Below are 25,726 nucleotides of genomic sequence, written 5' to 3'. Positions count from 1 at the left end.
CGCGCGAAATTCCGGAAGCCATGAAGCCGCGGCGGATCGCGATCAACTCGCAGCCGAGCCGGCCGCAACAGCTCGAGCCCGCTGCAGCCTGACAGCCGCGAAGTCGCGTCCGGATCTCCCGCACGCGGCTTCGATCATCAATTCTCGTCTTGGAACGGAGGCAAACATGCGGCCGACGACCGCGAATGTCATTTCCCTGAATGTATCTGACCGCAATGAGGCGCGGTTTAAGCATCCCCGAGATGTCTTGGCGGATCTGTCCCTAACCACGGAAGAAAAACGCGCGCTCTTGGCGTCATGGGCGTCTGACGCTGCCGCGGTTCCTAGCCATCCAGGCTTACGGGCGCCACGGGATCTACGATCACCGGTCAGGCTCGAGGCCATTCTCGACGCCTTATGCCGTCTCGACAGCGATCCTCATCATCCGCCGGGAGGTAGACCCCGTCGTCTTCGTTCAACCGCGCATCCGCTAGCCGCTTAGGAGGGTGACGTGAACAACATCAACCTTCCGAAACATATCGTGGACAGGATCGACGCCCGCTGGTGCGCCCGGCATGTCTCGGCAAAAGAAAAGCGCGAGATCGTCGACCGCCAGCTCGAACAGCTTCGGGCGCATCGCAACAACATCCAGCGGTATCGATGGCTACTCAGCACACAGCTGAGCGACCTCGAGCGCAACTTTATCGAACGACGTCTGTCCGAGGAATCGTCGGCGATGGAAAGTCTGGCGGCTCAGATTCCCCTTCTCGTCCATGAACGGCCACCACTCGGCGGCACAGCCAGTCGATCGGAAGGGGCCTCACCATGAGTACGCAATTTCTGATACGTGGAAGCCAGAAGGTAATTAGTCACTATCAGTTTTTGTTGGACACAGCCGAATCGGAACAGGAGCGGGAGACATTCGCGAAAAGGATCGAAGAAGAGAAGCGAAACCTGGAACGGCTGCTTGCTGATCTCGCTCGGCCAGCCCAAGCGGCCTGATCAGTTACCGTTCAAGGCAACGTGGGCGGCAAGGCTTAGACGGCATGAGAACGCCAATATCGGTGAAGGACCTGGAGTTGATCGCGCTGCGCGAGATTCGCAGTTTTCCCGGCGGTGAATATGTGTGCCATGTGGAAGTCATTCCAGCGAGCGCGGATTGGAGTCTTCATGCGACGGTCAGGGACGGCGCCGATCTCAACCGAATCCAGCACGCCGCGGAAGCCGCGGCGTTCAGATTGAAGCATCGTTATCAACTAAGAACCGATTGGTGACGACAGTGAGGGGGCGACAAAGCCGCCTCACTCACCCTGAAGAAGTGGCCCCAGCATCCGGATCATGCTGGGGCCAAGCTGGATCGCCGATCCGCTGTTCACCGAGAAGCAGCGGTCGTCGTTCTAGGGCTGAAAAAACACGAAATGAAAATCACGCGCCCTGTTGCCCGGATCATCCCAACGACATCCAGTTCCGGAAATAACTCGTGTGAATCTCGGCGAGACAAATTTCCGCTTTTTCCTGTCCAAGGCGACGGTCCAATGGAAATGGTCGCGAATGTGCCCCGGGTCTTCGGGGACAAGACCCGGGGCACGTTCATTCGTCCAATGCCGCTCTGCCGAGGAGCAGCGCATTGCTAACGACGCGTCGAAGGTACCGTTCCTAACGTCTTCCTTATCGCCGACCCGAGCCGGCGCTCAACTCGCTTGCGGCTGGTGCCGACCTTCTTTGACGGCCTTCTTCACTGACGCTGCCGACTTCCGGGTTTTCTTCGCCTCGTAGCGCACCTCGTAATCCTGCCCGCCGGCGACGCGCGCTATGCCCGTCGAATGAGGCGCGGTCGGCGCTTGACACCTCCGCCCCTCTCGCTGTATGGCCGTGCGCCATGAAGCTGAACCGGACCCACCGCCGCGCCATCTGCCGTCGTCGCACCCGCGACGATGCTGGGCTGCGCCGTGTCCGACGCCATCGCTGATCTTATAAATCAGCCAAGGTTTTCGAGAAGGCCGCGCCCCCAAAGCGCGGCCTTCTCGCTTTTCGGCCTGCCCTTTCCCAACACCGACCCCAGAGGAGAACGACATGACCAATGCTACCCCTCCGTTCGATGCGCTGATGGACATCACCGCTCGCCCCGAGGTCGTGTTCGTGCGCGGCGCCGGCTCGTATTTGTGGGACAGCAACCGCAACCGCTATCTCGACTTCGTGCAGGGCTGGGCCGTGAACCCTCTCGGCCACTCGCCGGTCATCGTGGCCGACGCGCTGGCCGCGCAGGCCAGACGGCTGCTCACGCCAAGCCCCGCGTTCTACAACGAGCAGAGCCTGAAACTGGCAAAGCTGCTGGTCGACAACAGCTGCTTCGACCAGGTGTTCTTTGCCAATTCGGGCGCGGAGGCCAATGAAGGCGCGATCAAGCTCGCGCGGAAATTCGGCGCCAAGTACAAGAATGGCGCCCACGAGATCATCACCTTCGAAGGCGGCTTCCACGGCCGCACGCTCGCGACCATGTCGGCCTCGGGCAAGAAGGCGTTCGAGCCCCTGTTCGAGCCGAAGGTCCCGGGCTTCCGCAAGGCCAGGCTGAACGACATCGAGTCGGTGCGAAAGTTGATCTCGTCGTCGACGGTCGCGGTCATGCTGGAGCCGATCCAGGGCGAGGCCGGCGTCTGGCCCGCGACGGATGAGTTTTTGAAGGAGTTGCGGGCGCTGACCCAGCAGCGCGGCCTGCTGCTCATTGTCGACGAGATCCAGACCGGCATCGGCCGGACCGGAAAGCTGTTCGGCTATCAGCACGCCGGGATCGAACCCGACATCATGACGCTCGGCAAGGGCATCGGCGGCGGCGTGCCGCTCGCGGCCCTGCTCGCGACCGAGCATGCCTCGTGCTTCGATCACGGCGATCAGGGCGGCACCTTCAACGGCAATCCACTGATGTGCGCCGCGGGGCTTGTCGTGCTCGATCAGATCGGAAAGCCCGATTTCCTGAAATCGGTCGTCGATGCCGGCCTTTTGCTCGAGCGCGAATTGCAGCGGCTGTCGTCGCGGCACGGTCTCGGCGAGATCAGGGGGCGCGGCCTCCTGCTGGCGCTCGACCTCAAGATGCCGATCGGCGCGGCCGTGGTTGCCGAGGCGTTCGCGGCCGGCGTGCTGATCAACTCGCCGCAGCCGGACACGCTGCGCTTCATGCCGGCGCTGAACGTGACGCGGGAGGAGATTTCCCTGGTCATCGACTGCCTGGATACGGTGCTGACCAAGGTCGGCGCTGCGCGCCGGGTGGCGTAGTTCAACTGTCGTTCCGGGGCACGCGAAGCGTGAACCCGGAACCTCGAGATTCCGGGTTCGATGCTTACGCATCGCCCCGGAATGACGATCTGCCTACGGCCGCAGGATCGCTGCGCCGGTGGTCGCCCGGCTCTCCAGGTCGATATGCGCCTTGGCAGCATCCTTCAGCGCATAGGCGTGGTTGATCGGCACGTGCAGCTTGCCGTTGATCACGGCGGCGAACAGCGTGTCGGCGCCTTCGAGCAATTCCTTGCGGGTGCCGACATAGTCGTTGAGCTTGGGCCGCGTCGCGAACAGCGAGCCGTGGTTGTTGAGCTCGGCGAGCGGGAACGGAGGCACCGGACCCGACGCGTTGCCGAAGGAGACGAACAGGCCGCGCGGCCTGAGGCAGGACAGCGATCCCGGGAACGTGGTCTTGCCGACGCCGTCATAGACGACGTCGCAGAGCTCGCCGCGGCTGATCTGCTTGACGCGTTCGACGAAGTTCTCCTCATTGTAGAGGATGACGTGATCGCAGCCATTGGCGAGCGCGAGATCGGCCTTCGCCTTCGAGCCGACGGTACCGATGACATGCGCGCCGAGCGCCCGCGCCCATTGGCAGGCGAGCAGCCCGATGCCACCCGCCGCGGCGTGGATCAGCACGCGATGGCCCTGCTCGACCTTGAAGGTCTTGTGCAAGAGATACCAGACCGTGAGTCCCTTGAGCATCAGCACGGCGCCCTGCTCGTAGGTGATGTGGTCGGGCAGTTTGACGAGCTTGTCGGCCGGGATGACGCGCTCGGACGCGTAGCCCCCGAGATTGTAGTAATAAGCGACGCGGTCGCCGGGGTGGAAATTGGTCACGCCCGGACCCACGGCCAACACCTCGCCTGCAGCCTCATTGCCGGCGATGAACGGCAGGCCGGGCGCCTTGTAGAGGCCGGTGCGGAAATAGACGTCGATGAAATTCAGACCGACCGCATGCTGGCGGATCCGGACCTCGCCGGTCCCCGGCGCGCCCACCTCGACGTCCTCATAGGTCAGGACTTCCGGGCCCCCCACCTGGTGCACGCGCACAGCCTTGGTCATGTCGTCGCTCCCCTCAGATATCAGCGTCAAGCGAGCGAATGCCATCGCGGCCGGCTTGTCAACCAAGCGGGCCGGAACCGGCTACGGCATGGTCCGGAAAAGTGCGAAGCGGTTTTCCCTCGCGACAAACGCGCAGCGTTTGCGCGGAGACCATGCCCATTAGCGCGCCGGCTTCCTGCGGTTGCGCTTGGCCATGACGTTGAACGCCTCGACGGCGGCCGAGAAGGCAATCGCGAAATAGATGTAGCCGCGCGGAATGTGGAATTTGAATCCGTCGGCCACCAGCGCCACGCCGATCAGCACCAGGAAGGCCAGCGCCAGCATCTTGGTGGTCGGGTGCTCCGCGACAAACCGCGCCACCGGTCCCGACGAGATGTACATGATGGCGCAGGCGATCACCACCGCAGCGACCATGATCTCGATGTCCTGCGCCATGCCGATCGCGGTGATGATCGAGTCCAGCGAGAACACCAGGTCGATGATGATGATCTGCACGATCACCCAGAAGAACGCGCTGGCGCTCGGCCTGTCGTCGGCTTCCGCCTCGCGTGCCTCGACCTCGCCGTGGATCTCGTGGGTCGCTTTCGCGATCAGGAACAGGCCGCCGCCGATCAGGATGATGTCGCGCCACGACAGCTCGACGTCCTTCACTGATATCACCGGCTGGGTCAGCCCGATCAGCCAGACCAGGATCGAGAGCAGCAGAATGCGGAACACCAGCGCCAGCAGCAGGCCGATCTGCCGCGCGCGCTTGGCCTGTGCCGGCGGGATCCGCGACACGATCACCGACAGGAAAATCACGTTGTCGATGCCGAGCACGATCTCGAGCGCAGTCAGGGTCAACAGCGCCGCCCAGGCTTCCGGGCTGGTGATCAATTGCATCATGCTCTGAAGGCTTTCATCCGGCGGATCACGGTATCGCTGCCGATGATGTAGGCGGCGATGGCGCAGAGCCCGAAGGTGATCGGAGCTCCCACCACGAAGTCGTTGGCGAGCGTGTACATGCCGAGCAGCGCCCATGCGAAGAGCAGCCACAGCGTCAGCCAGCGCAGCCGCACCACACGCAGCGGGTGCAGCACGTGGAACGGCGCGAAGGTCAGCGCGATCAGGGCCGCGACCACGATCGTCGACAGCACCGGCGGCAGGTGCAGCAGGAACAGATAGAACGCCGCCGCATTCCACAGCGCCGGGAAGCCGCGGAAATGGTTGTCATCGGCCTTCATGCGGCGGTCGGCGAAATACAGCGCGCTGGAGACCACGATGCCGATGCCGAGGATCGGCGCGGCCAGCGGCAGCAGCATGCCGCTCGCGGTGATCGCATAGGCCGGCACGAACACATAGGTGACGAAATCAACCACCAGGTCGAGCACCTCGCCCGACCAGTTCGGCTGTAGCCGCACCACGTCGAGCCGGCGCGCCAGCGGGCCGTCGATCCCGTCGATGATCAGCGCGACCCCGAGCCAGGCGAACATGTTGGCCCAGTGCTCGCGCACCGCCTCCAGCATCGCCAGCAGCGCGACCCCGGCGCCGAGCGCCGTGAAAATATGAACGGAGAATGCGGCGGTCCGCATCCGTTCTGGCAACGCATCGGGCTGGCTCGAATGCTCCATCGGCCGAAGTGCTATCAGGAATCGGACCGGTTTGCATGTGCGGTCTTGCGGCGTTCCGCCGCGCAAAGCGTTGGAAACTCTTGGTGGTTACCGATGGCTTGAAAATCGGGCCAAGCATGTCAAATGTCCTGATATGACCGACAGCTCGCTGGATTATGACGTTATCGTAATAGGCGGCGGTCCGGCCGGATTGACGGCTGCGATTGCCCTTGCCGAGGCAGGTGCACGGACCGCGCTGCTGGCGCGCCGCGCGCCCTATGCCGACAACCGGACCACCGCGCTCCTCGGCGCCTCGACCGATATCCTGGAGCGGCTCGACGTCTGGCGACGCTGCAGCGACCGATCGGCGGCACTCAAGACCATGCGCCTCGTCGACGACACCGGCCGCCTGATCCGTGCGCCCGAGGTGCGCTTCTCATCCGACGAGATCGGCCGCGAGCAATTCGGCTTCAACATCGACAACCGCTCGCTGGTCGCCGCGCTCGAGGACCGCGCCGGAGAACTGTCCGCGCTGACGCGGTTCGACGATGAGGCCGCCTCGGTGCGGCCGGACGATGCCACGATCACCGTGGTGACGCGGCAGGGCCAGTCGCTTCAGGCCCGGCTCGTGGTCGGTGCCGACGGGCGCAATTCACTGTCCCGCGAGGCCGCCGGCATCGCGGTGACGAGCCGCGACCTCGGGCAGTCCGCCCTCACCTTCAACATCACCCATACCCGCCCGCACCAGAACATCTCGACCGAGTTCCACACCGAGCACGGCCCCTGCGTGTTCGTGCCGCTCAGCGGCGTCAGAAGCAGCGTGGTCTGGGTCTCGGCGCCCAAGGAGGCCGAGCGGCTGATGGCGCTCGGCGACGACGAATTGTCCCTCGCCGCCGAGCGGCAATCGCATTCGATCCTCGGCCGCGTCGAAGTCCAGGGCGGCCGTCACGTGTTTCCGCTCGCGATCGAGCGGCCGCGGCAATTCGCCAAGGACCGGATCGCGCTGGTCGGGGAATCCGCGCATGTGCTGCCGCCGATCGGCGCGCAGGGTCTCAATATGGGACTGCGCGATGCCGCCGATATCGCCGAGATCACGGGCCAGGCGATCGGTCGTGGCGAAGATCCCGGCGCGCCCAATGTGCTGTGGCGCTACCAGGCGGCGCGGCGCCCCGATGTCGCCAGCCGGACCTGGGCGATCGACATCGCCAACCGGTCGCTGCTGAGCGATTTCCTCGGCATGCAGACGGCGCGTGCTGCCGGCCTGCATCTGCTCGGCGCATTCGGCCCGTTGCGGCGACTAGCGATGCGCGAGGGCCTCGCGCCGTCGTGGCGGCGGTGAGAACGGCGTACGTTAGGGAAACACCAGCCGTCCGCTCTGGATGAACCACATCACGCTGGTCAGCGTGACCACCGAGGCGAAGGTGCCGATCAGCACCGCGACCGAGGCCGGCTCGATCCAGGTGTCGTTCTGCCGCGCGATCACGAACACGTTGAGCGCCGGCGGCAGCGAAGCCATCAGCACCGCTGTCGCAGCCCAAGGCTGCGCGAACGGGCCGAACAGCAGCATCAGGCCGAACGCCAGCAGCGGATGGATCAAAAGCTTGATCGCGACCACGCCCGGGACCTCCCACGGCACCCGCTCGAACGGACGCAGCGCCACCGTGATGCCGAGCACGAACAGCGCAGTCGGCGCGGCGGCGTTTTCCAGGAACTGGATGGTGCGATCGAGCGCGACCGGGATCGGGATGTGAAACGCCGCGACCAGCGCCCCGAACACGGCCGACATGATCAGCGGGTTCTGCACGATCTGCCGCAGCACCACGCCAAGTGCGTGCAGCAGCGAGGGATGGTCGCGGTCGGTGAGCTCGATCAGCAGCGGCACGATCGAGAACAGGAAGATGCTGTCGCAGCAGAAGATCAGCGCGGTCGGCGCCGCCGCCTTGGCACCGAGCACGGCGAGCGCGAGGCCAGGCCCCATGTAACCGATATTGCCGTAGGCGCCCGACAGGCCGGCCAGCGTCGCCTCGCGCAGCGTGAGCCCGCCGATCACCTTGCCCGCGACCATCGCCAGGAAGAACGCGAGCACGGTTCCGAGCGTGGTGGCGATCAGGAATGGCGGGTTGTTCAGCTCCGCAAACGGCGTCTTGGACATGATCCCGAACAGCAGCGCCGGCAACGAAACGTAAAGCAGGAAGAAATTCATCCAGGCGAGCCCGCTCTCGGGCAAACCCTTGGCCTTGCCGCACGCGTAACCGATGAAGATCAAGCCGAAATACGGCAACGCCAGATTGAGGATATCGATCATTCTGAAAGTAGTTTCTCGGCCGGATTTCGGGTCGTTTTTGCAGGGCTGGAATCGGTAAAGCGCGGGTTAATTCGGACCTTAGCCCCTAGCATCGGCCACAATGTTGGTCTATCGACGAGCCATGATCAAAGCGCGCACCGCCAAGTTTCAGATCGGGCAGATCGTCCGTCACCGGGTGTTCTCCTTCCGGGGCGTGATTTTTGATATCGACCCGGAGTTCAACAACACCGAGGAATGGTGGCTGTCGATCCCCGAGGACATGCGGCCCCACAAGGACCAGCCGTTCTACCATCTGCTCGCGGAAAACTCGGAGACCGAGTACGTCGCCTATGTCTCGGAGCAGAACCTCTTGCCCGACGAGTCGGGCGAGCCGATCCGGCATTCGCAGGTGGCAGAGATCTTCATCAAGGACAAATCGGGCGGCTATCGTCCGCGCAACCCGTCGCTGAACTGAGGTTCGGCGGCTGTCCGGCGAATGCCGCGGCGTTCGCGCTGCCACGCTCACACCCCCTCGCGCTTGGCCAATGCCACCGCGATCGCCCAGACGACAAAGCCCGCCAGCGCCAGCCCCGCGCCGACGAGGCCGGTCGACGTCCAGCCATAACCCGCGGCAACCGCCATCCCGCCGAGCCACGGCCCCAGCGCATTGGCGACGTTGAAGGCGGAGTGGTTGAGCGCGGCGGCGAGGCTCTGTGCCTCGCCCGCGACGTCCATCAGCCGGGTCTGCAACACGGTGGCGAGCGCCCCGCCCAGCCCGATCAGGAACACATCGGCGGTCAGCGTCCAGAAATTTCCTGCCGCCAGCGGATAGAGCGCGAGCGTCGCCGCCGACCACAGCAGGAGCCCGCCTGCGGTTGCCATCAGCGCGCGGTCGGCAAAGCGTGGCACGATGATGTTGCCGGCGGTGAGGCCGGCGCCGAACACGCACAGCGTGACCGGCACCAGCGCGGGCGAGGTGTGGGTCACCGCCAGCATGGTCGACGCCAGATAGGTGTAGACCGAGAACAGTCCGCCGAAACCGATGGCGCCGATCGCCAGCGTCAGCCAGACATGCTTGCGCCCGAGTGCCGACAGTTCACGCAGCGGGCTCGCCTTGCTGTTGGCGGCATCACGCGGGGCGAAGATCAGGACCAGGATCGCGGTCAAGAGCGCGAGGCCGGCAACGATCGCGAAGGCCCAGCGCCAGCCAATTGCCTGCCCGACCCCGTTGGCGAGCGGAACGCCGATCGTCGTCGCGATGGTGAGCCCCAGCAGCACGCGGCCGACCGCCGCCGTGCGCTTGTCGATCGGGACCAGCGAGGCTGCGACCAGCATGGCGATGCCGAAATAAGCGCCGTGCGGCAGCCCCGCCATGAAGCGCAGCGCCAGCATGGTGTGATAATCGGGCGCGAGCCCCGAAAGGCCGTTCATCAGCGCGAAGAAGCCCATCAACGCGATCAGCAGCGTCCGCCGCGTCATGCGCGCCGACAGCACCGCGATGACCGGCGCACCGACGACGACGCCGAGCGCGTAGGCGCTGATCGCGTGACCGGCCTGGGGCTCGCTGACGTGCAGATCGTGGGCGAAGAACGGCAACAGGCTCATGGTCGCGAATTCGGCGATGCCGATCGCGAACCCGCCCATCGCCAGCGCGAGATGGACGATGCCGGGATGAAACGCTCGGGGGATGTTGTCCTGGCCAACGCGAACGCCAGCATCGACCGAAGGGCGGCCGGTCGGCCGTTCCGGAGGCCGGGAGCGCGGTTCGCGCCGCTGCGTGCTGACTTGCTGGGACATTGCGCGACTTCCATGACTGCGAACGGCGGCCAGGATTCGCGGAAGAACCACGCGCAGATTTGCGCATCGAAGGCGCTGTCCGCGCTTTCGTCTGGCCTCCCGTATCGGATTTATGATTGTGCTTCGACGCCGGACTTGTCCGGACGAGGCACGAACGATGCGCGCTCATCGCGCGACGCAATCGAAGCACCCTTCGACAACCATCGCACACGATCTGCGCGATCACCAGCGCAGCAGGCTGCCAGCAGCCAGTCTGTTTCGCATGACAAAAAAAGGCGCCCTTCCGGACGCCTTTTGATCGCGATGATCTCGCGTTTTCTTGAACGCGTGACTGAAGTGTTTACTTGGCCGCCGGATTGGCCGGTGCCGGAGCCTGCGCGGAGCCACCGCCCGCGCCTTCCAGCTTCTTGCGCTGCTCTTCGGCGCGCTTCTGCAACTCTTCCTGCAGCTTCTTCGAGTTTTCCTCGAACACCTTCGGATCGGTCGGCGGGCCGTCATAGGCCTTGGCGAATTCGGTGTTGAGCGGCAGCGGCAGCGTCAGCGGCGCGCCGTTGGAATTGATCGCCTGGACCACGAGGTTCTGGCCCTTCTTCATGTTGGCGATCAGCTCGGGCGTTGCTTCATAGTCGGACATGCAGCCGTTCTGGAAGCAGATCACATAGGGCGCCTGCTGCGGCGGGTTGCCGTCGACGATGATGCGGGTGCCGTGCACGAGCTGCATGCCGAGCGGCAGCGTGACGCGCAGGATCTTCTTCGGCTCGCCTTCCGGCTCGATGATCACGGCGGCAATCACCGGCTGGCCGGACTCGATGCGGCCGTCCTTGCCGGTGAAGCAGACCTGCTTGGCGTTGGCTTCCTGGCCCTTCAGGCAGAACTTGGTCCAGGGGGCGTAGATCAGCTGGATCTGCTGATCCTGCGCCGGCGGCTGGGCGGCCGCAGCGGGCGGCTGGCCGGCGGCCGGTGCTTGGGCGGGCGCCTGGGCTGCCGGAGCCTTCGGAGCTGCCTTGGGTGCCGCCTTGGGCGCAGCCTTCGGTGCCGCAGGCGCCGGCGCTGCCGGCTGCTGGGCCCGAGCGGCAGGAACCAGGAGCGCTGCAGAGAATGCCGTCGCCGCCATCAGGGCAACAATTCGCCCATGCGGCCGGACCGGGGCGGCCAAGATACGGAAATTCATTGCGGAAAACCCTTTCTGAACGGAAGCCCGAAACCGCTGCAGGCGCCGACACATAGCCGTTTGGGCGGCTGTCTCCTAGTCAATTGAGGCGGATACGTGACAGGCGTTCCCGCCTTCGAATTGCACGCCTTCAATACAGCGGCGCGCGGAAAGATCAATGCCGACAAGCGTATTTGCGCCCATCTCCCGGCGGGTTTCAGCGGCCTGTGATAAACCCTTGGACGTGACGTTTCGCGAATCAAATCCGGCGCCTCACGCACGTGTTCCCGGGCACACTTGGCGCGCCGCATTGGCCGCGATCTGGCTGGCCTTGGGATGGCTGGTCTTGGGATGCATGACGAGCGGGCTGGCCCCTGCGGCGGCCGCCGAGAGCCACGCGATCGCGATGCATGGCGCCCCCGCGCTACCACCCGACTTTACCTACCTGCCCTATGCCAATCCCGACGCTCCCAAGGGCGGCCGCCTGATCCAGGGCGTGATCGGCACCTTCGACAGCCTCAATCCGATGATCATCAGGGGCGTCGCCGTGCAGCAGGTCAGGGGCTACGGCTATGAGCGCGGTTATGTCTACGAAAGCCTGATGGCGCGGGGCAACAACGAGCCGTTCACGCTGTACGGCCTGCTCGCGCGCAGCGTCGAGACCGACGACGCCAGAAGCTATGTGACATTCCACATCGATCCCCGCGCCCGCTTCTCGGATGGACAGCCAGTACTCGCCGACGACGTGCTGTTCTCGCTGGCGCTGCTGCGCGACCACGGCCGTCCGATGCACCGTCAGTATTATTCGAAAGTCGCAAAGGCCGAGGCGCTCGACCCGCTCGCGGTCCGGTTCGATTTCGGCGGCGTGGCGGATCGCGAATTGCCGCTGATCCTCGGCCTGATGCCGGTCCTGCCGCGGCACGCCATCGACCCCGAAAAATTCGAGGAAACGACCTTGGCCCCGCCGATCGGGTCCGGCCCCTACCGCGTGACGGCGGTCAAGCCCGGCGCCAGCGTCACCTTCACGCGCGATCCCAATTATTGGGGCCGCGACCTGCCCATCAACCGCGGCCTCTGGAACTTCGACGAGATCAGGCTCGATTACTACCGCGAGGCCAACGGCATGTTCGAGGCCTTCAAGCGCGGCCTGTATGATTTCCGGACCGAGACCGAGCCGCTGCGCTGGCACGACGGCTATGACTTCCCGGCGGCGCGCAACGGCGAGGTGATCCGCGACACCATCAAGATCGGCACGCCGCGGCCGTCCGAATTTCTGGTGTTCAACAGCCGGCGGCCGAAATTCGCCGACCTGCGGGTGCGTCAGGCACTGGCGATGCTGTTCGATTTCGAATGGGTCAACCGCAACTACTATTTCGGACTGTTCTCGCGCGCCGGCGGTTTCTTCGCCGGATCAGATCTGTCCGCCTATGGCCGCCCCGCCGACGATCGCGAGCGCGAGCTGCTCAAGCCATACCTGTCGCACATCCAGCCCGATATCCTCGACGGCCGCTATCGTCTGCCGGTCACCGACGGGTCGGGGCGCGACCGCAGCCTTCTGCGCAGTGCGCTCGCGCTGCTCGCCGAGGCGGGTTACGCGCTCGACGGCACCGTCTTGAAGCAGCGGTCGACAGGGACACCGCTGCGGATCGAGATCCTGGTGACGACGCGCGAGCATGAGCGGATCGCCCTCGCCTATCAGCGTGACCTGAAGCGGGCCGGCATCGAAGCCGCGGTGCGGGTGGTCGACGCGGTGCAGTTCGAGCAGCGCCGGGTCGGCTATGACTTCGACATGATCCCCATCCGCTGGGACCAGTCGCTGTCGCCGGGCAACGAGCAGTGGTTTTACTGGGGCAGCCAGGCCGCCGATGTGCCGGGCACAAGGAATTACATGGGCGCCAAGGATCCCGCCATCGACGCCATGATCGCGGCGCTGCTCGCGGCGCGCGAGCGGCCGGCCTTCGTCTCGGCGGTACGGGCGCTGGACCGGGCCCTGATGTCGGGCTTCTACGCTATCCCCCTATTTAACTTGGGAGAGCAATGGATCGCGCGCTGGAATCGGATAGAACGGCCTTCGACCACGGCGTTGACGGGCTACCTGCCGGAGACCTGGTGGCAGAAGCCCGGCCCGCAATCCAGATGATTGGCCGAGTGATGCGACCCGACGCGGCATGATCTGGTCCGACCGAAGCGATGCAACCGACGTTGAACCCGTGAACCAGTCGATCACCTCGCCAACGCTCGATACCCTGTTCAAGCGCACCTTGGCGCGGCAGCCCGAGGCGCTGGCGCTGGTCGACCCGCTCAACAAGCAGCGCATCACCGGACAGACCCGCAAGCGCCTGACCTACGCCCAGGCCGACCGCGCGATCTCGGCGATCGCCGCCCACTTCGTCCAGAGCGGGTTGCCGGCCAACACGGTGATCGCCGTGCAGCTGCCCGGCACGGTTGAATTCGCCCTCACGGTCCTCGCCGCGCATCGGGTCGGCCTGGTGGTGGTGCCGCTGCCGCTGCTGTGGCGGCAGGCCGAGCTGACGTCCGTGCTCAACCGCACCGCGGCGCGGGCGATCGTCAGCTGCGGCCGGATCGACGGCGTCTCCTATGCCGACATCGCCATGAACGCCGCGGCGGAAGCCTTCTCGATCCGCCATGTCTGCGGCTTCGGGAGCGATCTGCCCGAAGGCATGGCCTCGCTCGACCAGGCGATCCTGGAGGACTCCCGGGCCTCGCGCCCGATGATCGAGGACGGCCGCAAGCCGGCGCTGATCTCCTTCGATGTCACCAGCGACGGTCTTCGTCCGGTGCCGCGCGCGCATTTCGGCCTGATCGCCGGCGGGCTCGCGATGTCGCTGGAGAGCGATCTGCCGCCAGGCGCCACCATCATGTCGGCGTTCGCGCCGATGTCGTTCGCCGGCATCTGCGCGTCGCTGGTGACCTGGCTGCTGTCGGGCGGAACGCTGGTGCTGCACCACCCGTTCGACGAGGACGCGTTCGAGACCCAGTTCAACGATCACGCCTGCAACACGCTGATCGCGCCGGCGCAGCTCGCGCTGCGGCTCGACGAACGCGGCCTGTCGGAGCGCCTGCCCAGCCTGCGCAACGTGATCGGCCTCTGGCGCACGCCGGAGCAGGTTGCCTCCAGTGCGCACTGGACCTCGCGGCCGGTGACCATGACCGACGTCTATCTGTTCGGCGAGGCCGGGCTGTTCGGCGCCCGCCGCACCGCCGAGGACGGATCGCCGGCCCTGATCAAGCCGGGGCCGCACAGCGCGCCGCGCGAAGCGCCCGGCGCATCGATCGCCGGCGAGATCCTGCTGACGCCGAAGGGCACGCTCGGCCTGCGCGGCCCGATGGTGCCGGTCGCCGCCTATGCGCCGCCGCCTCCGCCCGGCGACAGCCTGATTGCGCCGCCGCCGCGCGATTTCGTCGACACCGAATATGCTGCACGGGTCGATCGCGCGACCGGGGCCATCAACATCACCGCGCCGCCGTCGGGGGTAATGACGGTCGGCGGCTACCGCTTCCTTGCCCAGGAGCTCCAGGAGTGGTCGCGCCGCCTCGGCCAGGGTGCGCTGCTCACGGCATTACCGGACCGTCTCAGCGGCCACCGGCTGGCCGGACGGGCGCAGGACAATGCGCGCGCCCGCGACGCCCTCACGGAACTTGGGCTTAACCCCTTGATGGTCGAAGCATTTCGCGACCGTGGCGGCGCCGGGGTGAGTTAAAATCTTATCATTGCGTTAGTCTTATCATTGTGTTGACGCCGCATTAAGCCATGCGAACTAGCATCGCAGCCGTTTGCTGATCTTAAGCATTGGTTTCGAGCGTTCGAATGTCCCAACAAGGTCCGGTCCTCATCGTATCGGCGTCGACAAAGCCGTCGTTTGCCGCAGTCCTCGATGAGACGAAACTGTTTCCGGTCGTGGTCAGCGACTGGAACGAGGCCGGACGGGCCATCGAGCAGGTCAAGCCGGCAGCGATCATCGCGGCCGCCGAGGGCGTCGACTTCGTCACCCTGTCGGGTCTCGCCAAGCGCGCCGCCGCCCGCGCGCCGTATCTGCCGCTGATCGCGGTCGATCCTGCGACCACCCTGCCCGACACCGTGATCGCATTCTTCCAGAACAAGGGTCTGCCGGATCGGCTGGTCGCCCGGCTCAATGCGTCCTTACGCGTTCGCGGCCTGCATGCCACCGTGATGCGCCGCCTGGTGCCGCCGGTACCGATCGCCCTGTCTGACATCGATCCGATCGGAGAGGCCACCGCGCTGTTGATCGGCCGCGGCGGCGCCTACCCGACGCTGTCGGTCGCGCTCGGCGAGCGCGCCGGCGTGGTCGGCGCGCTCAGCATCGAGGCCGCCGCCAAGCATCTCTCGAGCCGCGATATCGACGGCATCGTGCTGGCGGAAGGATTCACGCCGCGGGTGATGGATGCGTTCCTGACCGTGCTGACCGAGGATGTCCGCTTCCGCCCGTTGCCCGTGATCGTCGCCTCGGGCGAGCTGACGCCGCGATACGAGCTGCCCAATCTCGAGATCGTCACGGCCGGGCCGACGCGCATCGCCGACATGGCGCTGCCGATGATCCGCCAGCATGCCTTCGAGGCGCGGCTCGGCCGCATGCTGAAGGCGATCGACGCCAAGGGCCTGATCGACGCGCGCACCGGCCTGCTCACCAAGGCCGCGTTCGAGCGCGACTTCGCGACCGCCGTCTACCAGACCGCCGAGCGCGGCGGCGCGCTCTCGGTGGCGCGGTTCACCTTCGACGACACGCAGCCGCGCGCGCAATTCGACGGCGCGCGGATCATCAGCCGGCTGATGCGCCAGGCCGATTTCGGCGCGGTGCACGACGACCGCTCGCTCGTCGTTGCGTTCGCCGGAACCGACCTGCGCAATGCGCAGGCGATCACGCGGCGCTTGGCCAGCGTGATGCGCCACACCCAGAACGGCCGCCGCGACACGCGTGCCGAGCCCGCCGTCAGCGTCGCAACGCTGATGCCGGGCGATTCCGCGATCTCCTTGCTCGGGCGCCTGTTCGGAACGCCGGAGCGCGCGGCGTCGTAAGGCCCGCGGATTTTAGGGCACGGTCATCGCCGGCGCAGCATACCCCATCAAGCCGCTGCGATTTCAGTCCGGCAACAACCCCATGCCCGCGGCAAGCAGCACGAGAGCCTCCATGATCATATGGGCGCAGAGCTGCGCGGCCATCCCCTGAACGTCCTGTGGCGGGCTGACCGTGTTGAAATCCATCGCGACGATATTCAAGCCTGAAAGGCTGCGCAGCAATTCGATCCCCTCGCGGGCCGACAGGCCTCCCCAGGCGGGCGTGCATACCCCGGGAGCGACTGATGGATCGAACACATCCATGTCCCAGCACAGATAGACCGGTCGCGCGCCGACGACCTGGCTGAATTCCGCGACGGTCTGCGCGAAACCGCGCCGCATCAGCTCCTCGATCGTGACGACACGAAATCCGAGCGACCGCGTATGTTCGAGCACACCCGGGCAATAGGTGAATCCGCGCACGCCGATGTGCCAGGATCGGCCGGCGTTCACCACGCCTTCCTGCGCCGCGTTGGTGAACTGCGTGGCCGCATTGTACCGATCGTCGGGCGTATACGGATATGCATCGGTATGGCTGTCGATATGCAGCGCGACGAGATCCTTGTGATACCGGGCGGCGGCGCGCATCAGCGGAAGCGAGACCGAACCGTCGCCGCCGATCCCGACAGGCACCGCGCCAAGCTCGAGAATCCGACCGGCGGCAGCCTCGATCTTGACAAAGGCGTCTTCGATGCGTCCCGGCACCAAGGCAACATCGCCGGCATCGACTGCACCCAGCAATGACAGCACATCGACGTCGGCGAGCGACGGATGATAGCGCCGAATGAGCCGCGACTCCCGCCGGACTTCCAGCGGACCTTGCCGGGCGCCGACACGGAACGGATGCGTGCCGCAGTCGAACGGCACGCCGAGCACGGCAGCGCGGCTGCCCGGCCGCGGCAACCCCGCCGGCAATCCCATGAATGTTTCCGGACCCACGAAAGCCGCCACGTCGCTCATTTTCTGTTCTCTCTTGTCAGCATGTCGAAAGCGGTCAGCGCGTGCACGCGGGAGACGGTCGCCAGTTCGGCGATGTCAGCGTACTCATCCGGCGCGCCCATGTTGTGAGGAGTCGGCCCATAGACCACCGTCGGGATTCCGGCCATTCGAAACCAGCGCGCATCGGAGCCGCCGACGCGCATGTTGATCGCCGGCGCCCTGCCGATGATGTCCGTCGCCGCAGTTGCGCAGCGCGTGACGATCTCGTCACCGGGGCCGGTGTGATTGGGTTCGAAGCAGCGCAACACGCGCCATGTGATGCCGGGCAGATCGAGCACCTCCCGCAACAGTGAGAGAACAGCTTCCGACGTGACGCCGACCGGCAGACGCAGGTCGATGGCAGCTCGCGCCTGGCTCGGCACCAGATTCGGTGACGAACCGCCACTCACCGTTCCGATGTTGACCGTGACGCTCGACAGGACGTCGGCTTCGCCGGCGCCGCACAGCGGTTCGGAGACAGGCCTTGCACGGCGGATGGCGTCGGCGACATTGACCGGCATCGCAACCGCCAGGCTGCGCAGCTCACTCACTCTGTCCAGCGCTTCGCGCAAGCGATCGATCGCATTGATGCCGAGATGGACGTGCGCGCCGTGCGCCGCGCTGCCCTCCGCCTCGATCTCGATCCAGAGAAATCCCTTTTCGCCGAAGCGCAGCACCATCGGTGAACCGGCGTCGCCAATGATCACGGCGTCGCCGCTGGCATGGGGGACCTGGTCGAGCAGGTATTTGGTCCCGTACGGACCCATACTTTCCTCGTCGCCGGCGAGCGTCAGCACCACCTCTCCCGCCCATGCCTCGCGCTGCTCGGCCAATGCGGCCATCGCGGCCATCGATGCCGCAATGCCGCCCTTCATGTCGGCAGCGCCGCGGCCGTAAAGGTGGCCGCCTGCGACCTCTCCGTCGGGATTGACCGACCAGCTCATCCGCTCGCCCAACGGATAGGTGTCGAGATGGCCGTTGAACACGATGCGGCGGCCGGGGGCATGGCCCTTGATCCGCGCGACGACGTTGACGATCTCGGCTGTCCCCGGATGCAGCTCAACCGCAACGCCAGGCACATGCGCCCTGAGAAGATCGGCCGCCAGCGCCGCCACGGCGCGCGTGTCACCGTCCGGATTCGGCGACGGCACTCCGATCAGCCGCATCGCCAGCTCGACGACCTGGCTGGTCCGATCGCTCGAAACCGCGCGGCGAACTTGATCAACGTCGTGCAAGGCGCGCTTCCCATATGCGGATTGAGTGGGTGAGCGGCCAGCAGATCGCGAAATACAGCACCGCGATGAAGGTGAATATTTCCAGCGGCCTGAACGTCGACGACGACAACTCCATGCCGCGCCGCGTGACCTCGCCGACCGACACCACGGACGCAAGCGAGGAATATTTGATGAGCTGGACGAAATTGGCGGCCAGCGGTGGCAGCACGCTGCGAATCGCCTGCGGGCCAACGATCCGCACAAAGCTTTGCGCGGGCGTCAGGCCGAGCACCTGCGCCGCTTCGCGGTGCCCGACCGGAACGGTCTGGATACCCGCTCTGAAGACCTCGGAGATGAACACCGCCGAATAGAGCGAGAGACCGAGGATCGACGCGGCCAGCGCATCGATCCTCACATTGAAGACGATCGGCAGCACGTAATAGACCCATAGCAGTTGCACGAGGATTGGCGTATTGCGGACGATTTCGCCGACCGAAAGCGCGATGATGCGCGCGAAGCGGAAACGGGACATCTGCATGATCGCGATGACGAGCCCCAACAGGGTCGCCACCACGAGCGTGACAATTGAAATGAACAGGGTCATTTCCATGCCGGAGGCAAGAAAACCCAGATTGTTCGGGATGACGTCCCAGCGAAAGCTGTAGCTTTGCATCTGATGTCTCAGGGCGCGACGATCGGTCCGAGCTTGTTCTTCTCGGCGGCGGCCTTGAGCCGGCCGTCGAGCTTGATGGTGCGAACGAACAGGTTCACGTAGTTCAGCCAGATCTGGTCACCCTGGTTCATGACGTACGCGTACGGCGTCACGGACAGGTTTTCCGGCGGCGCCACCGTTGTGGTCCAGTCGAACTGGGCATTCATTTTGATCGAGGCCGGATAATCGGTCATGACGACGTCGACGCGTTGCGCCATCAGCTCAGCCGGGGTCGTGGCCGGAGGTGCAACCGCGACGGTCTTGGCGTTCTTGAAGTAGGACCGCATGAAGTTCTCGACATAGCTGCCGAGCGAGACGCCGGCGTTGACGCCCGGCTTGTCGATATCCGCCCAGGATGTGATCGGGCCGCCCTTGCGCACGACGGCATAGACGCCGCTCGTCAGATACGGGTCCGAGAACGCGACGGCCTGCGCACGCTTCATCGTCGCCCCGACGCCGAACATGCCGAGATCGCATTTGTTGGCCTGCAGGTCGGCGATGAAACTGCCAAAGCTGGTCTCCACATAGTCCAGCTTCACGCCCATGTCCTTTGCGAGCTCCTTGGAGAGGTCGATGTCGATCCCCTCGAGTTGTCCGCTATCCGGATTGCGGAACGAAATCGAATAGTACATGGGCCAGATGCAGACCCTGAGTACCCCGCTCTTGGTGATCTCGTAGAGGCGCGACTGCGTCTGCTGGGCAGCCGCCGGCGTCATCGAGAGAAAGAGCGCGCAAACGAAGGCAAGTCGGCGCAGATTTGGCATGAGCTTCAATCTCCTGTCGTGCGGTGATCACTCGTCAAACTGATTGAGGAAGCGCTTGGCGCGCTCGGTTGTCGGCCGTTCGAAAAAGGCGGCCGGCGTGCCGTGCTCAACGATCATCCCCTCGTCCATGAACACGACATGGCTCGCCACGCGTCGGGCGAAGCCCATCTCGTGCGTCACCACGAGCATCGTCATGCCTTCGAGCGCGAGCGTGCGCATGACCTGCAGCACCTCGCGGCGAAGTTCGGGGTCGAGAGCCGACGTCGGCTCGTCGAACAGGAGTATCTTCGGCTGCATGGCAAGCGCCCGGGCGATCGCGACGCGTTGTTGCTGGCCTCCGGACAGCCTGGCCGGATAGGCATCGCGCTTCGCCTCCATGCCGACCTTCTGAAGCAGCCGTTCGGCCGTGACGACCGCCTCATCCCGGCTGACGCCGCGCACGCGCATCGGGGCCTCGATGATATTTCCCAGCACCGTCATGTGCGGCCACAGATTGAACTGCTGGAACACCATTCCGATTTCCGGCCGTACCTTGCGGGCAGCGAGCCGCACATCCGACGATGGCCGGGCCTGCGAGACCGTCGCCCCCTCCATCACGACGCGCCCGTCGGAAGGAGCTTCCAGCAGCGCCATGCATCGCAGAAGGGTCGTCTTGCCGGAGCCGCTTGGACCGATGATGCAGGTCGACTGCCCGGTGCCCAGCGCAAGGTCGACGCCGTTCAGAACGGTGTGGGCGCCGAAGCGTTTGACCACCGCCTCGGCGGCCAGGACCGACGCGGCACATGATGCGTGGCTCGTGTTCATCCCCGCAGACCCTCCAGACGAGTTCATCCCGAAACATAAGCAAATATAATGCCAATGCTCGTCACGCTCAGATTGCGGTAACATTATCTGGAATTTCGCCGGCGTGATGTGCGAAAATTCCTTGTATTATTGGCGTTTCCCTCCATGCTCATACCACGAGCGGCATCGAAACGATATATAGATGTTGGTTATGGATCGGCGTCTTATTGAGATTTTCCATGCTGTTATGCAGCATCGATCGGCAACCGAGGCCGCGCGCGCACTCGGCATATCGCAGCCGGCTGTGAGTACGGCCTTGAAACGGCTGGAGGCGGATGTCGGGTTTGCGCTGTTTCGCCGGGAGAGCCGCCATATCGTGCCTACGCCGGAGGCGCATCTGCTGCACAATGAAGCGATCCGGGCGCTCGCCGGGTTTGCCGAACTGGAGGATGCCGCTGCCGGGATCTCCGCAGGCAAGCGCGGCGTTCTGACGATCGCGAGTCCGGGACCTGGGATAGTCTGGCTTCCGGGCGTCGTCAGCCGCTTCCAGCGCGAGCGGCCGTCAACGACGATCAGGCTCCTGACCCGAAGCTCCGAGAATGTCCGGAGCCTGGTCTCGGCGCGTGCATTCGACTTCGGAGTCGCCGAGCCGCCGTTCGACCGCACCAATGTCGTGTTGCGGCGCTACCGGATGTCGCTCGACTGCGTGATCCCTGCAACGCATGCACTGGCTGACCGGAAAGTCGTCACTCCCGATCTTCTCGAGCGACATGATCTGATCATCACCTCGCAGAGCCGATCGACCTATGCCGCGGTATCGCGCGCCTTCGAAGCCAGCGGTACGCCGTTTCATCCGGCGATCGAGTGTGAATTCTTTGCCGTCGCGCTCAACCTCGTCATCGATGGCGCGGGGGTCTGCCTCGTCGACGCGCTCAGCGCGTCCGAAACGCTCAGGCGAACCAGCGGTGCGAGCGCGCTCGTCGTCCGCCCCTTCGCGCCGGCGATCCACTACGAGGTCGGGGTCCTCAAGCCGACGATCGGCGAACTCAGCGTTCTCGCCGAGCAGTTCCTGAAACTACTCGACGACCACGTTGCGCCATATTTGATCCGATCCTGAGCGGGGGCTTGCGTCGAACCGCGTGTCAAGCCGCCTTCTTGCTCTCCGCGAGGTTGGCGAGTTGGCGCAGGATCTCGGTGGTGCCGGCGAGGCGCTCTTCCGGTGTATCCCACTCCTGGAAAAACACCACCTTCATATCGGGCCGCACCTTGGCGGCCTGGCCGTGCTGGCGGATGAAGCTCACCAGCCGCTCCGGATGCGCAAAGCTGTTGTCGCGGAATGCGATCACGGCGCCCTTCGGGCCGGCGTCGACCTTCCCGACATTGGCCCTTCGGCAATAGGCCTTGATCGCCGCGACCTTGAACAGATAGCGCACCTCGTCCGGCAGCACGCCGAAGCGGTCGCGCATTTCGGCGGCGAAGGCGTCGATGTCCTCGTCGGTGTCGAGATCGGCGAGCCGACGATACAGCGACAGCCGTACGCTGAGGTCGTTGACATAGTCCTCGGGGATCAGGACCGGCATGCCGATCGTGATCTGCGGCGACCAGCGATCTGCAGCCGGCTCGGCGACGCCGGCCTTGAGGTTGACGATCGCCTCCTCCAGCATCGACTGGTACAGCTCGAAGCCGACTTCCTTGATGTGGCCGGACTGCTCTTCGCCGAGCAGATTGCCGGCGCCGCGGATGTCGAGGTCGTGCGAGGCGAGCTGGAAGCCGGCCCCTAGCGTCTCCAGCGACTGCAACACCTTGAGCCGGCGCTCCGCCTGCGCCGTGATCTTCTGCTGCGCCGGCAGCGTGAACAGCGCATAGGCGCGCAGCTTGGAGCGGCCGACGCGGCCGCGCAGCTGATAGAGCTGGGCGAGGCCGAACATGTCGGCGCGGTGCACGATCAGCGTGTTGGCGTTCGGGATGTCGAGACCGGACTCGACGATCGTGGTCGACAGCAGGATGTCGTACTTGCCGTCGTAGAACGCGGACATGATGTCCTCGATAACGGTCGGCGGCATCTGGCCGTGGGCGACCGCGACCTTCATCTCCGGCACGTTCTTGTCGAGGAAGTCCTTGACGCCGGCGAGGTCCTCGATCCGCGGCACGACGTAGAACGCCTGTCCGCCACGGTAGCGCTCGCGCAGCAGCGCCTCGCGGATCATCAGGGGATCGTGCGGCGCGACGAAGGTGCGCACCGCAAGGCGATCGACCGGCGGCGAGGCAATGATCGAGAGCTCGCGGACGCCGGTCAATGCAAGTTGAAGGGTGCGCGGGATCGGGGTCGCCGACAGCGTCAGCACATGGACCTGGGCGCGCAGCTGCTTCAGCCGCTCCTTGTGGCTGACGCCGAAATGCTGCTCCTCGTCGACGATCAACAGGCCGAGATCCCTGAACTTGATGGCCTTGCCGAGCAGCGCATGGGTGCCGACGACGATGTCGACATTGCCGTCGGTGAGCCCCTTCTTGACCTGGTTCAGCTCCTTGGTCGAGACCAGCCGCGAGGCCTGCGCGATATTGACCGGGAAGCCGCGGAAGCGCTCGGTGAAGGTCCGTGAGTGCTGGCGCGCCAAGAGCGTGGTCGGCACCACGACCGCGACCTGCTTGCCCTCCAGCGCCACGGCGAACGCCGCGCGCAGCGCCACCTCGGTCTTGCCGAAGCCGACGTCGCCGCAGATCAGGCGGTCCATCGGGCGGCCGATCTCGAGGTCCTTCAAGGTCGAGGTGATCGCCCCGAGCTGATCCTCGGTCTCCTCATAGGCGAAGCGCGCGCAGAACTCGTCATAGACATGCGGCTGCAGCGGGAATTTCGGCGCCTCGTGCAGCTGCCGCTCGGCCGCGATCTTGATCAACTCGCCCGCGATCTCGCGGATGCGGTTCTTGAGCTTGGCCTTGCGCGCCTGCCAGCCGCCGCCACCGAGACGGTCGAGTTCGACATTGGCGCTATCGGAGCCGTACCGCGACAACAGCTCGATGTTCTCGACCGGCAGGAACAGTTTTGTCTCGGCGGCATAATGCAACTCGAGACAGTCATGCGGCGCGCCGGAGACTTCGAGCGTCTGCAAGCCCACGAAGCGGCCGATGCCGTGCTCGACATGGACCACGAGATCGCCGGTCGCAAGGCTCGTCACCTCCGAGATGAAATTGTCGAGCTTGCGGCTCGCCTTGCGCGGCCGCACCAGGCGGTCCCCGAGAATGTCCTGCTCGCTGATGACGGCGAACTCGTCGGTCTCGAAGCCCGATTCCATGCCGAGCACGGCCAGCATGGTCTCGTTGCGCGGCGTCGCCTGCACGATCCGCCAGGTGTTGACGCTGGTGGTGTTGAGCAGCTTGTGGTCGCGCAGCATCGCGCCCATGCGGTCGCGCGAGCCCTCGCTCCACAGCGCGATCACCACCTTCTTGCGCTGCGACTGCAGCGCGCCGACATGGCCGACCACGGCCTCGAACACGTTGACGTTGCTGTCGGCGCGTTCGGGAGCGAAATTGCGGCCCTGCCGCGCGCCGGCGTCGAACACGTCGGGCGTGCCTTCGGGCACCGCGAACGGCGTCAGCCGCGCCAGCGGCGCATCGCCGAGCAGCTTGGTCCATTCGGCCTCGGTCAGATAGAGCTGGTCCGGCGGCAGCGGCTTGTAGATCGCGCCGCTGCCGGGATGCTCCAGCGCCTCGCGCCGTGCGTCATAGTAGTCGACGATCTGCGAGAAGCGCTCGCGCGCGGCGTCCTCGCCCTGCGGCTCGATCGCGACCGTCGCGCCGTCGAGGTAATCGAACAGCGTGTCCATCCGCTCCTGGAACAGCGGCAGCCAGTGCTCCATGCCAGGATGACGCCGTCCCTCGGAGACGGCTTCATAGAGCTGATCGTCGCGCTCCGGCGCCCCGAACGCGGCGACATAGCCCATACGGAAACGCCGGATGGTCTCGGTGGTGAGCTGGAATTCGGAGACCGGCACGAGATCAAGCCCGCGCATGTCGAGCAGCGTGCGCTGGGTCTCGGCATCGAAGGTGCGGATCGATTCCAGGCTGTCGCCGAAGAAGTCGAAGCGCACCGGCTGGTCGAGGCCGGCCGGAAACAGATCGAGGATGCCGCCGCGCACGGCATATTCGCCGGGCTCGCGCACCGTTGACGAACGGGTGTAGCCGTTGTGCTCAAGCCAGGCCACGACCGAATCCATCGGCACCACATTGCCGGGCGCAACTGACAGCGCTTGCGCTGCAACCTGATCGCGCGCCGGTACGCGCTGCACGGCCGCATTCACCGTGGTCAGCACGATCAGCGGTTTGTCGCTGCCGACCAGCCGCGACAGTTTTGCCAATGCGGTCAGGCGTTGCGCCAAAATGCCGGAATGCGGCGAGACGCGGTCATAGGGCTGGCAGTCCCAGGCCGGAACCTGCATCACGGCGATGTCGGGCGCGAAGAACTCCAGCGCGCGGGCGAGCTGCTGCATCCGCGCGCCGTCGCGGCACACCACGGCAAGGCTCACCGCCGGACGCTTCGGCTGCGCCGCGATGGCGCGCGCCAGATCGGAGATGACGAGCCCCTCGGCGCCCTCGGCGACGTTGGCGATGGTCAGCACCCGGCCGGGCGCGAGCATCGCGGCCGGTGATTTCAGAGGCTGTTTCATGCGCTGGGATCCGCGACCCGGAACGCCTTGATGCGGGCAAACAGCGCGGTCGCGTACTCTGCGGGAAGCACCTTGTCCCCGGTCAGCGCCGCGTAGAGGTCGGGATCCGGCACCTCGATCAGATGCTCGAGCTCGCCGAGCTCGTGGTCGGACAGTTCGCCAATGGTCGCGTCGGCGAAGCGGCCGAGGATCAGGTCCATCTCCCGGGTGCCGCGGTGCCAGCAGCGAAACAAAAGCCGCTTGCGGCGGTCATCGAGCCCGCTGCTCGATCGTGTCGATCCCGTCATGTCCCAAAATCCATCCAACGCCAAAAGCCCGGACGTGCCGGGCGGGCCTGATATAGCCATGGCAAGGGCCGATGTCAGCCCTCATTCGCCGCGTT

At 65.4% G+C, this 25,726-nt stretch carries 22 protein-coding genes and 2 pseudogenes; 10 read left to right on the top strand and 14 right to left on the bottom strand.

The features are described 5' to 3' along the window. The 3 genes and pseudogenes from PMN64_RS20080 to PMN64_RS20070 form a co-directional block, all read left to right on the top strand. Nucleotides 1-92 (top strand): annotated as a pseudogene (locus tag PMN64_RS20080) (heat-shock protein); the annotation flags it as partial. A gap of 398 nt (nt 93-490) precedes the next feature. Beyond that, a complete protein-coding gene (locus PMN64_RS20075) occupies nt 491-808 on the top strand; it encodes a hypothetical protein (RefSeq protein WP_411781858.1) in 318 nt (105 codons plus the stop codon). Nucleotides 809-1,043: 235 nt separating this feature from the next. Next, nucleotides 1,044-1,253, top strand: a complete 210-nt coding sequence (locus PMN64_RS20070; protein WP_245288817.1) for a hypothetical protein — start codon at nt 1,044-1,046, stop codon at nt 1,251-1,253. A gap of 356 nt (nt 1,254-1,609) precedes the next feature. Here PMN64_RS20070 and PMN64_RS20065 read toward each other — a convergent pair. Further along, a pseudogene (locus PMN64_RS20065) lies at nt 1,610-1,847 on the bottom strand (DUF3606 domain-containing protein). Nucleotides 1,848-2,052: 205 nt separating this feature from the next. On the opposite strand from PMN64_RS20065, the gene PMN64_RS20060 reads away from it, so the two are divergent. Continuing rightward, nucleotides 2,053-3,249, top strand: coding sequence for an acetylornithine transaminase (locus tag PMN64_RS20060; RefSeq protein WP_411781857.1), 1,197 nt, complete (start codon nt 2,053-2,055; stop codon nt 3,247-3,249). Nucleotides 3,250-3,342: 93 nt separating this feature from the next. On the opposite strand, the gene PMN64_RS20055 is transcribed toward PMN64_RS20060, so the two are convergent. From PMN64_RS20055 to pcsA, 3 genes are all read right to left on the bottom strand, one after another. Beyond that, nucleotides 3,343-4,317, bottom strand: coding sequence for a quinone oxidoreductase family protein (locus PMN64_RS20055; RefSeq protein ID WP_026192759.1), 975 nt, complete (start codon nt 4,315-4,317; stop codon nt 3,343-3,345). 159 nt (nt 4,318-4,476) lie between these two features. After that, a complete protein-coding gene (locus tag PMN64_RS20050) occupies nt 4,477-5,202 on the bottom strand; it encodes a TerC family protein (RefSeq protein WP_411781856.1) in 726 nt (241 codons plus the stop codon). Next, nucleotides 5,199-5,927, bottom strand: coding sequence for a phosphatidylcholine synthase (gene pcsA / locus PMN64_RS20045; protein ID WP_304495374.1), 729 nt, complete (start codon nt 5,925-5,927; stop codon nt 5,199-5,201). The genes PMN64_RS20050 and pcsA overlap by 4 nt, the downstream gene beginning before the upstream one ends. 133 nt (nt 5,928-6,060) lie before the next feature. Between pcsA and PMN64_RS20040 the strand changes: the two genes are divergently transcribed. Further along, the gene (locus PMN64_RS20040) at nt 6,061-7,245 is read left to right on the top strand and encodes a UbiH/UbiF family hydroxylase (RefSeq protein ID WP_411781855.1); all 1,185 of its coding nucleotides are present in this window, start codon (nt 6,061-6,063) and stop codon (nt 7,243-7,245) included. A 12-nt stretch (nt 7,246-7,257) separates the two neighbouring features. On the opposite strand, the gene PMN64_RS20035 is transcribed toward PMN64_RS20040, so the two are convergent. Continuing rightward, the gene (locus tag PMN64_RS20035; RefSeq protein WP_016845765.1) at nt 7,258-8,211 is read right to left on the bottom strand and encodes an AEC family transporter; all 954 of its coding nucleotides are present in this window, start codon (nt 8,209-8,211) and stop codon (nt 7,258-7,260) included. Between the two features lie 121 nt (nt 8,212-8,332). Here PMN64_RS20035 and hspQ point away from each other — a divergent pair, with 121 nt between their 5' ends. Beyond that, a complete protein-coding gene (gene hspQ / locus PMN64_RS20030; RefSeq protein ID WP_021081543.1) occupies nt 8,333-8,665 on the top strand; it encodes a heat shock protein HspQ in 333 nt (110 codons plus the stop codon). A 47-nt stretch (nt 8,666-8,712) separates the two neighbouring features. Here hspQ and PMN64_RS20025 read toward each other — a convergent pair whose 3' ends face one another. Both PMN64_RS20025 and PMN64_RS20020 read right to left on the bottom strand, forming a co-directional pair. Continuing rightward, nucleotides 8,713-9,987 (bottom strand): MFS transporter, encoded by a 1,275-nt coding sequence (locus PMN64_RS20025; protein ID WP_411781854.1) that lies wholly within the window; start codon nt 9,985-9,987, stop codon nt 8,713-8,715. A 340-nt stretch (nt 9,988-10,327) separates the two neighbouring features. Next, complete coding sequence (locus tag PMN64_RS20020; RefSeq protein ID WP_028340693.1) at nt 10,328-11,158, bottom strand: invasion associated locus B family protein; 831 nt, start codon at nt 11,156-11,158, stop codon at nt 10,328-10,330. A gap of 334 nt (nt 11,159-11,492) precedes the next feature. Between PMN64_RS20020 and PMN64_RS20015 the strand changes: the two genes are divergently transcribed. The 3 genes from PMN64_RS20015 to PMN64_RS20005 all read left to right on the top strand — a co-directional run bounded on the left by PMN64_RS20015 (nt 11,493) and on the right by PMN64_RS20005 (nt 16,193). Then, nucleotides 11,493-13,277 (top strand): extracellular solute-binding protein, encoded by a 1,785-nt coding sequence (locus PMN64_RS20015; protein WP_411781853.1) that lies wholly within the window; start codon nt 11,493-11,495, stop codon nt 13,275-13,277. 28 nt (nt 13,278-13,305) lie between these two features. Continuing rightward, complete coding sequence (locus PMN64_RS20010; RefSeq protein WP_411781852.1) at nt 13,306-14,859, top strand: AMP-binding protein; 1,554 nt, start codon at nt 13,306-13,308, stop codon at nt 14,857-14,859. A 107-nt stretch (nt 14,860-14,966) separates the two neighbouring features. Continuing rightward, nucleotides 14,967-16,193: a GGDEF domain-containing protein gene (locus PMN64_RS20005; protein WP_411781851.1), complete on the top strand. Its 1,227-nt coding sequence runs from the start codon at nt 14,967-14,969 to the stop codon at nt 16,191-16,193. A gap of 63 nt (nt 16,194-16,256) precedes the next feature. Here PMN64_RS20005 and PMN64_RS20000 read toward each other — a convergent pair whose 3' ends face one another. The 5 genes from PMN64_RS20000 to PMN64_RS19980 are packed head-to-tail and all read right to left on the bottom strand — an operon-like array spanning nt 16,257 to nt 20,704. Beyond that, complete coding sequence (locus PMN64_RS20000) at nt 16,257-17,192, bottom strand: arginase family protein (protein WP_083715059.1); 936 nt, start codon at nt 17,190-17,192, stop codon at nt 16,257-16,259. Next, nucleotides 17,189-18,445 carry a M20/M25/M40 family metallo-hydrolase gene (locus tag PMN64_RS19995; protein ID WP_411781850.1) on the bottom strand — a complete coding sequence of 419 codons (1,257 nt, stop codon included), beginning with the start codon at nt 18,443-18,445 and terminating at the stop codon, nt 17,189-17,191. Before PMN64_RS19995 ends, PMN64_RS20000 begins: the two co-directional genes overlap by 4 nt. After that, complete coding sequence (locus PMN64_RS19990) at nt 18,432-19,097, bottom strand: amino acid ABC transporter permease (RefSeq protein ID WP_411781849.1); 666 nt, start codon at nt 19,095-19,097, stop codon at nt 18,432-18,434. Before PMN64_RS19990 ends, PMN64_RS19995 begins: the two co-directional genes overlap by 14 nt. A gap of 8 nt (nt 19,098-19,105) precedes the next feature. After that, nucleotides 19,106-19,900 (bottom strand): ABC transporter substrate-binding protein, encoded by a 795-nt coding sequence (locus PMN64_RS19985; protein WP_304495366.1) that lies wholly within the window; start codon nt 19,898-19,900, stop codon nt 19,106-19,108. 27 nt (nt 19,901-19,927) lie between these two features. Then, on the bottom strand, nt 19,928-20,704 hold the full coding sequence (locus PMN64_RS19980) for an amino acid ABC transporter ATP-binding protein (RefSeq protein WP_038386315.1): 777 nt from the start codon (nt 20,702-20,704) through the stop codon (nt 19,928-19,930). 181 nt (nt 20,705-20,885) lie between these two features. On the opposite strand from PMN64_RS19980, the gene PMN64_RS19975 reads away from it, so the two are divergent. After that, the gene (locus PMN64_RS19975) at nt 20,886-21,800 is read left to right on the top strand and encodes a LysR family transcriptional regulator (RefSeq protein WP_411781848.1); all 915 of its coding nucleotides are present in this window, start codon (nt 20,886-20,888) and stop codon (nt 21,798-21,800) included. A 25-nt stretch (nt 21,801-21,825) separates the two neighbouring features. Here the strand turns inward: PMN64_RS19975 and mfd are convergent, their stop codons facing one another. Both mfd and PMN64_RS19965 read right to left on the bottom strand, forming a co-directional pair. After that, entirely contained in the window at nt 21,826-25,344 is a 3,519-nt protein-coding gene (gene mfd / locus PMN64_RS19970; protein WP_411781847.1) for a transcription-repair coupling factor, read from the bottom strand. Further along, nucleotides 25,341-25,631 carry a succinate dehydrogenase assembly factor 2 gene (locus PMN64_RS19965; protein ID WP_028332052.1) on the bottom strand — a complete coding sequence of 97 codons (291 nt, stop codon included), beginning with the start codon at nt 25,629-25,631 and terminating at the stop codon, nt 25,341-25,343. The genes mfd and PMN64_RS19965 overlap by 4 nt, the downstream gene beginning before the upstream one ends. Between the last annotated feature and the right edge of the window lie 95 nt (nt 25,632-25,726).

It is taken from the genome of Bradyrhizobium sp. UFLA01-814, from assembly GCF_046718885.1.
GTDB lineage: Bacteria > Pseudomonadota > Alphaproteobacteria > Rhizobiales > Xanthobacteraceae > Bradyrhizobium > Bradyrhizobium elkanii.
The sequence above is the reverse complement of the archived record's forward strand: the minus strand, read 5'-3'. Positions and strand labels throughout refer to the sequence as shown.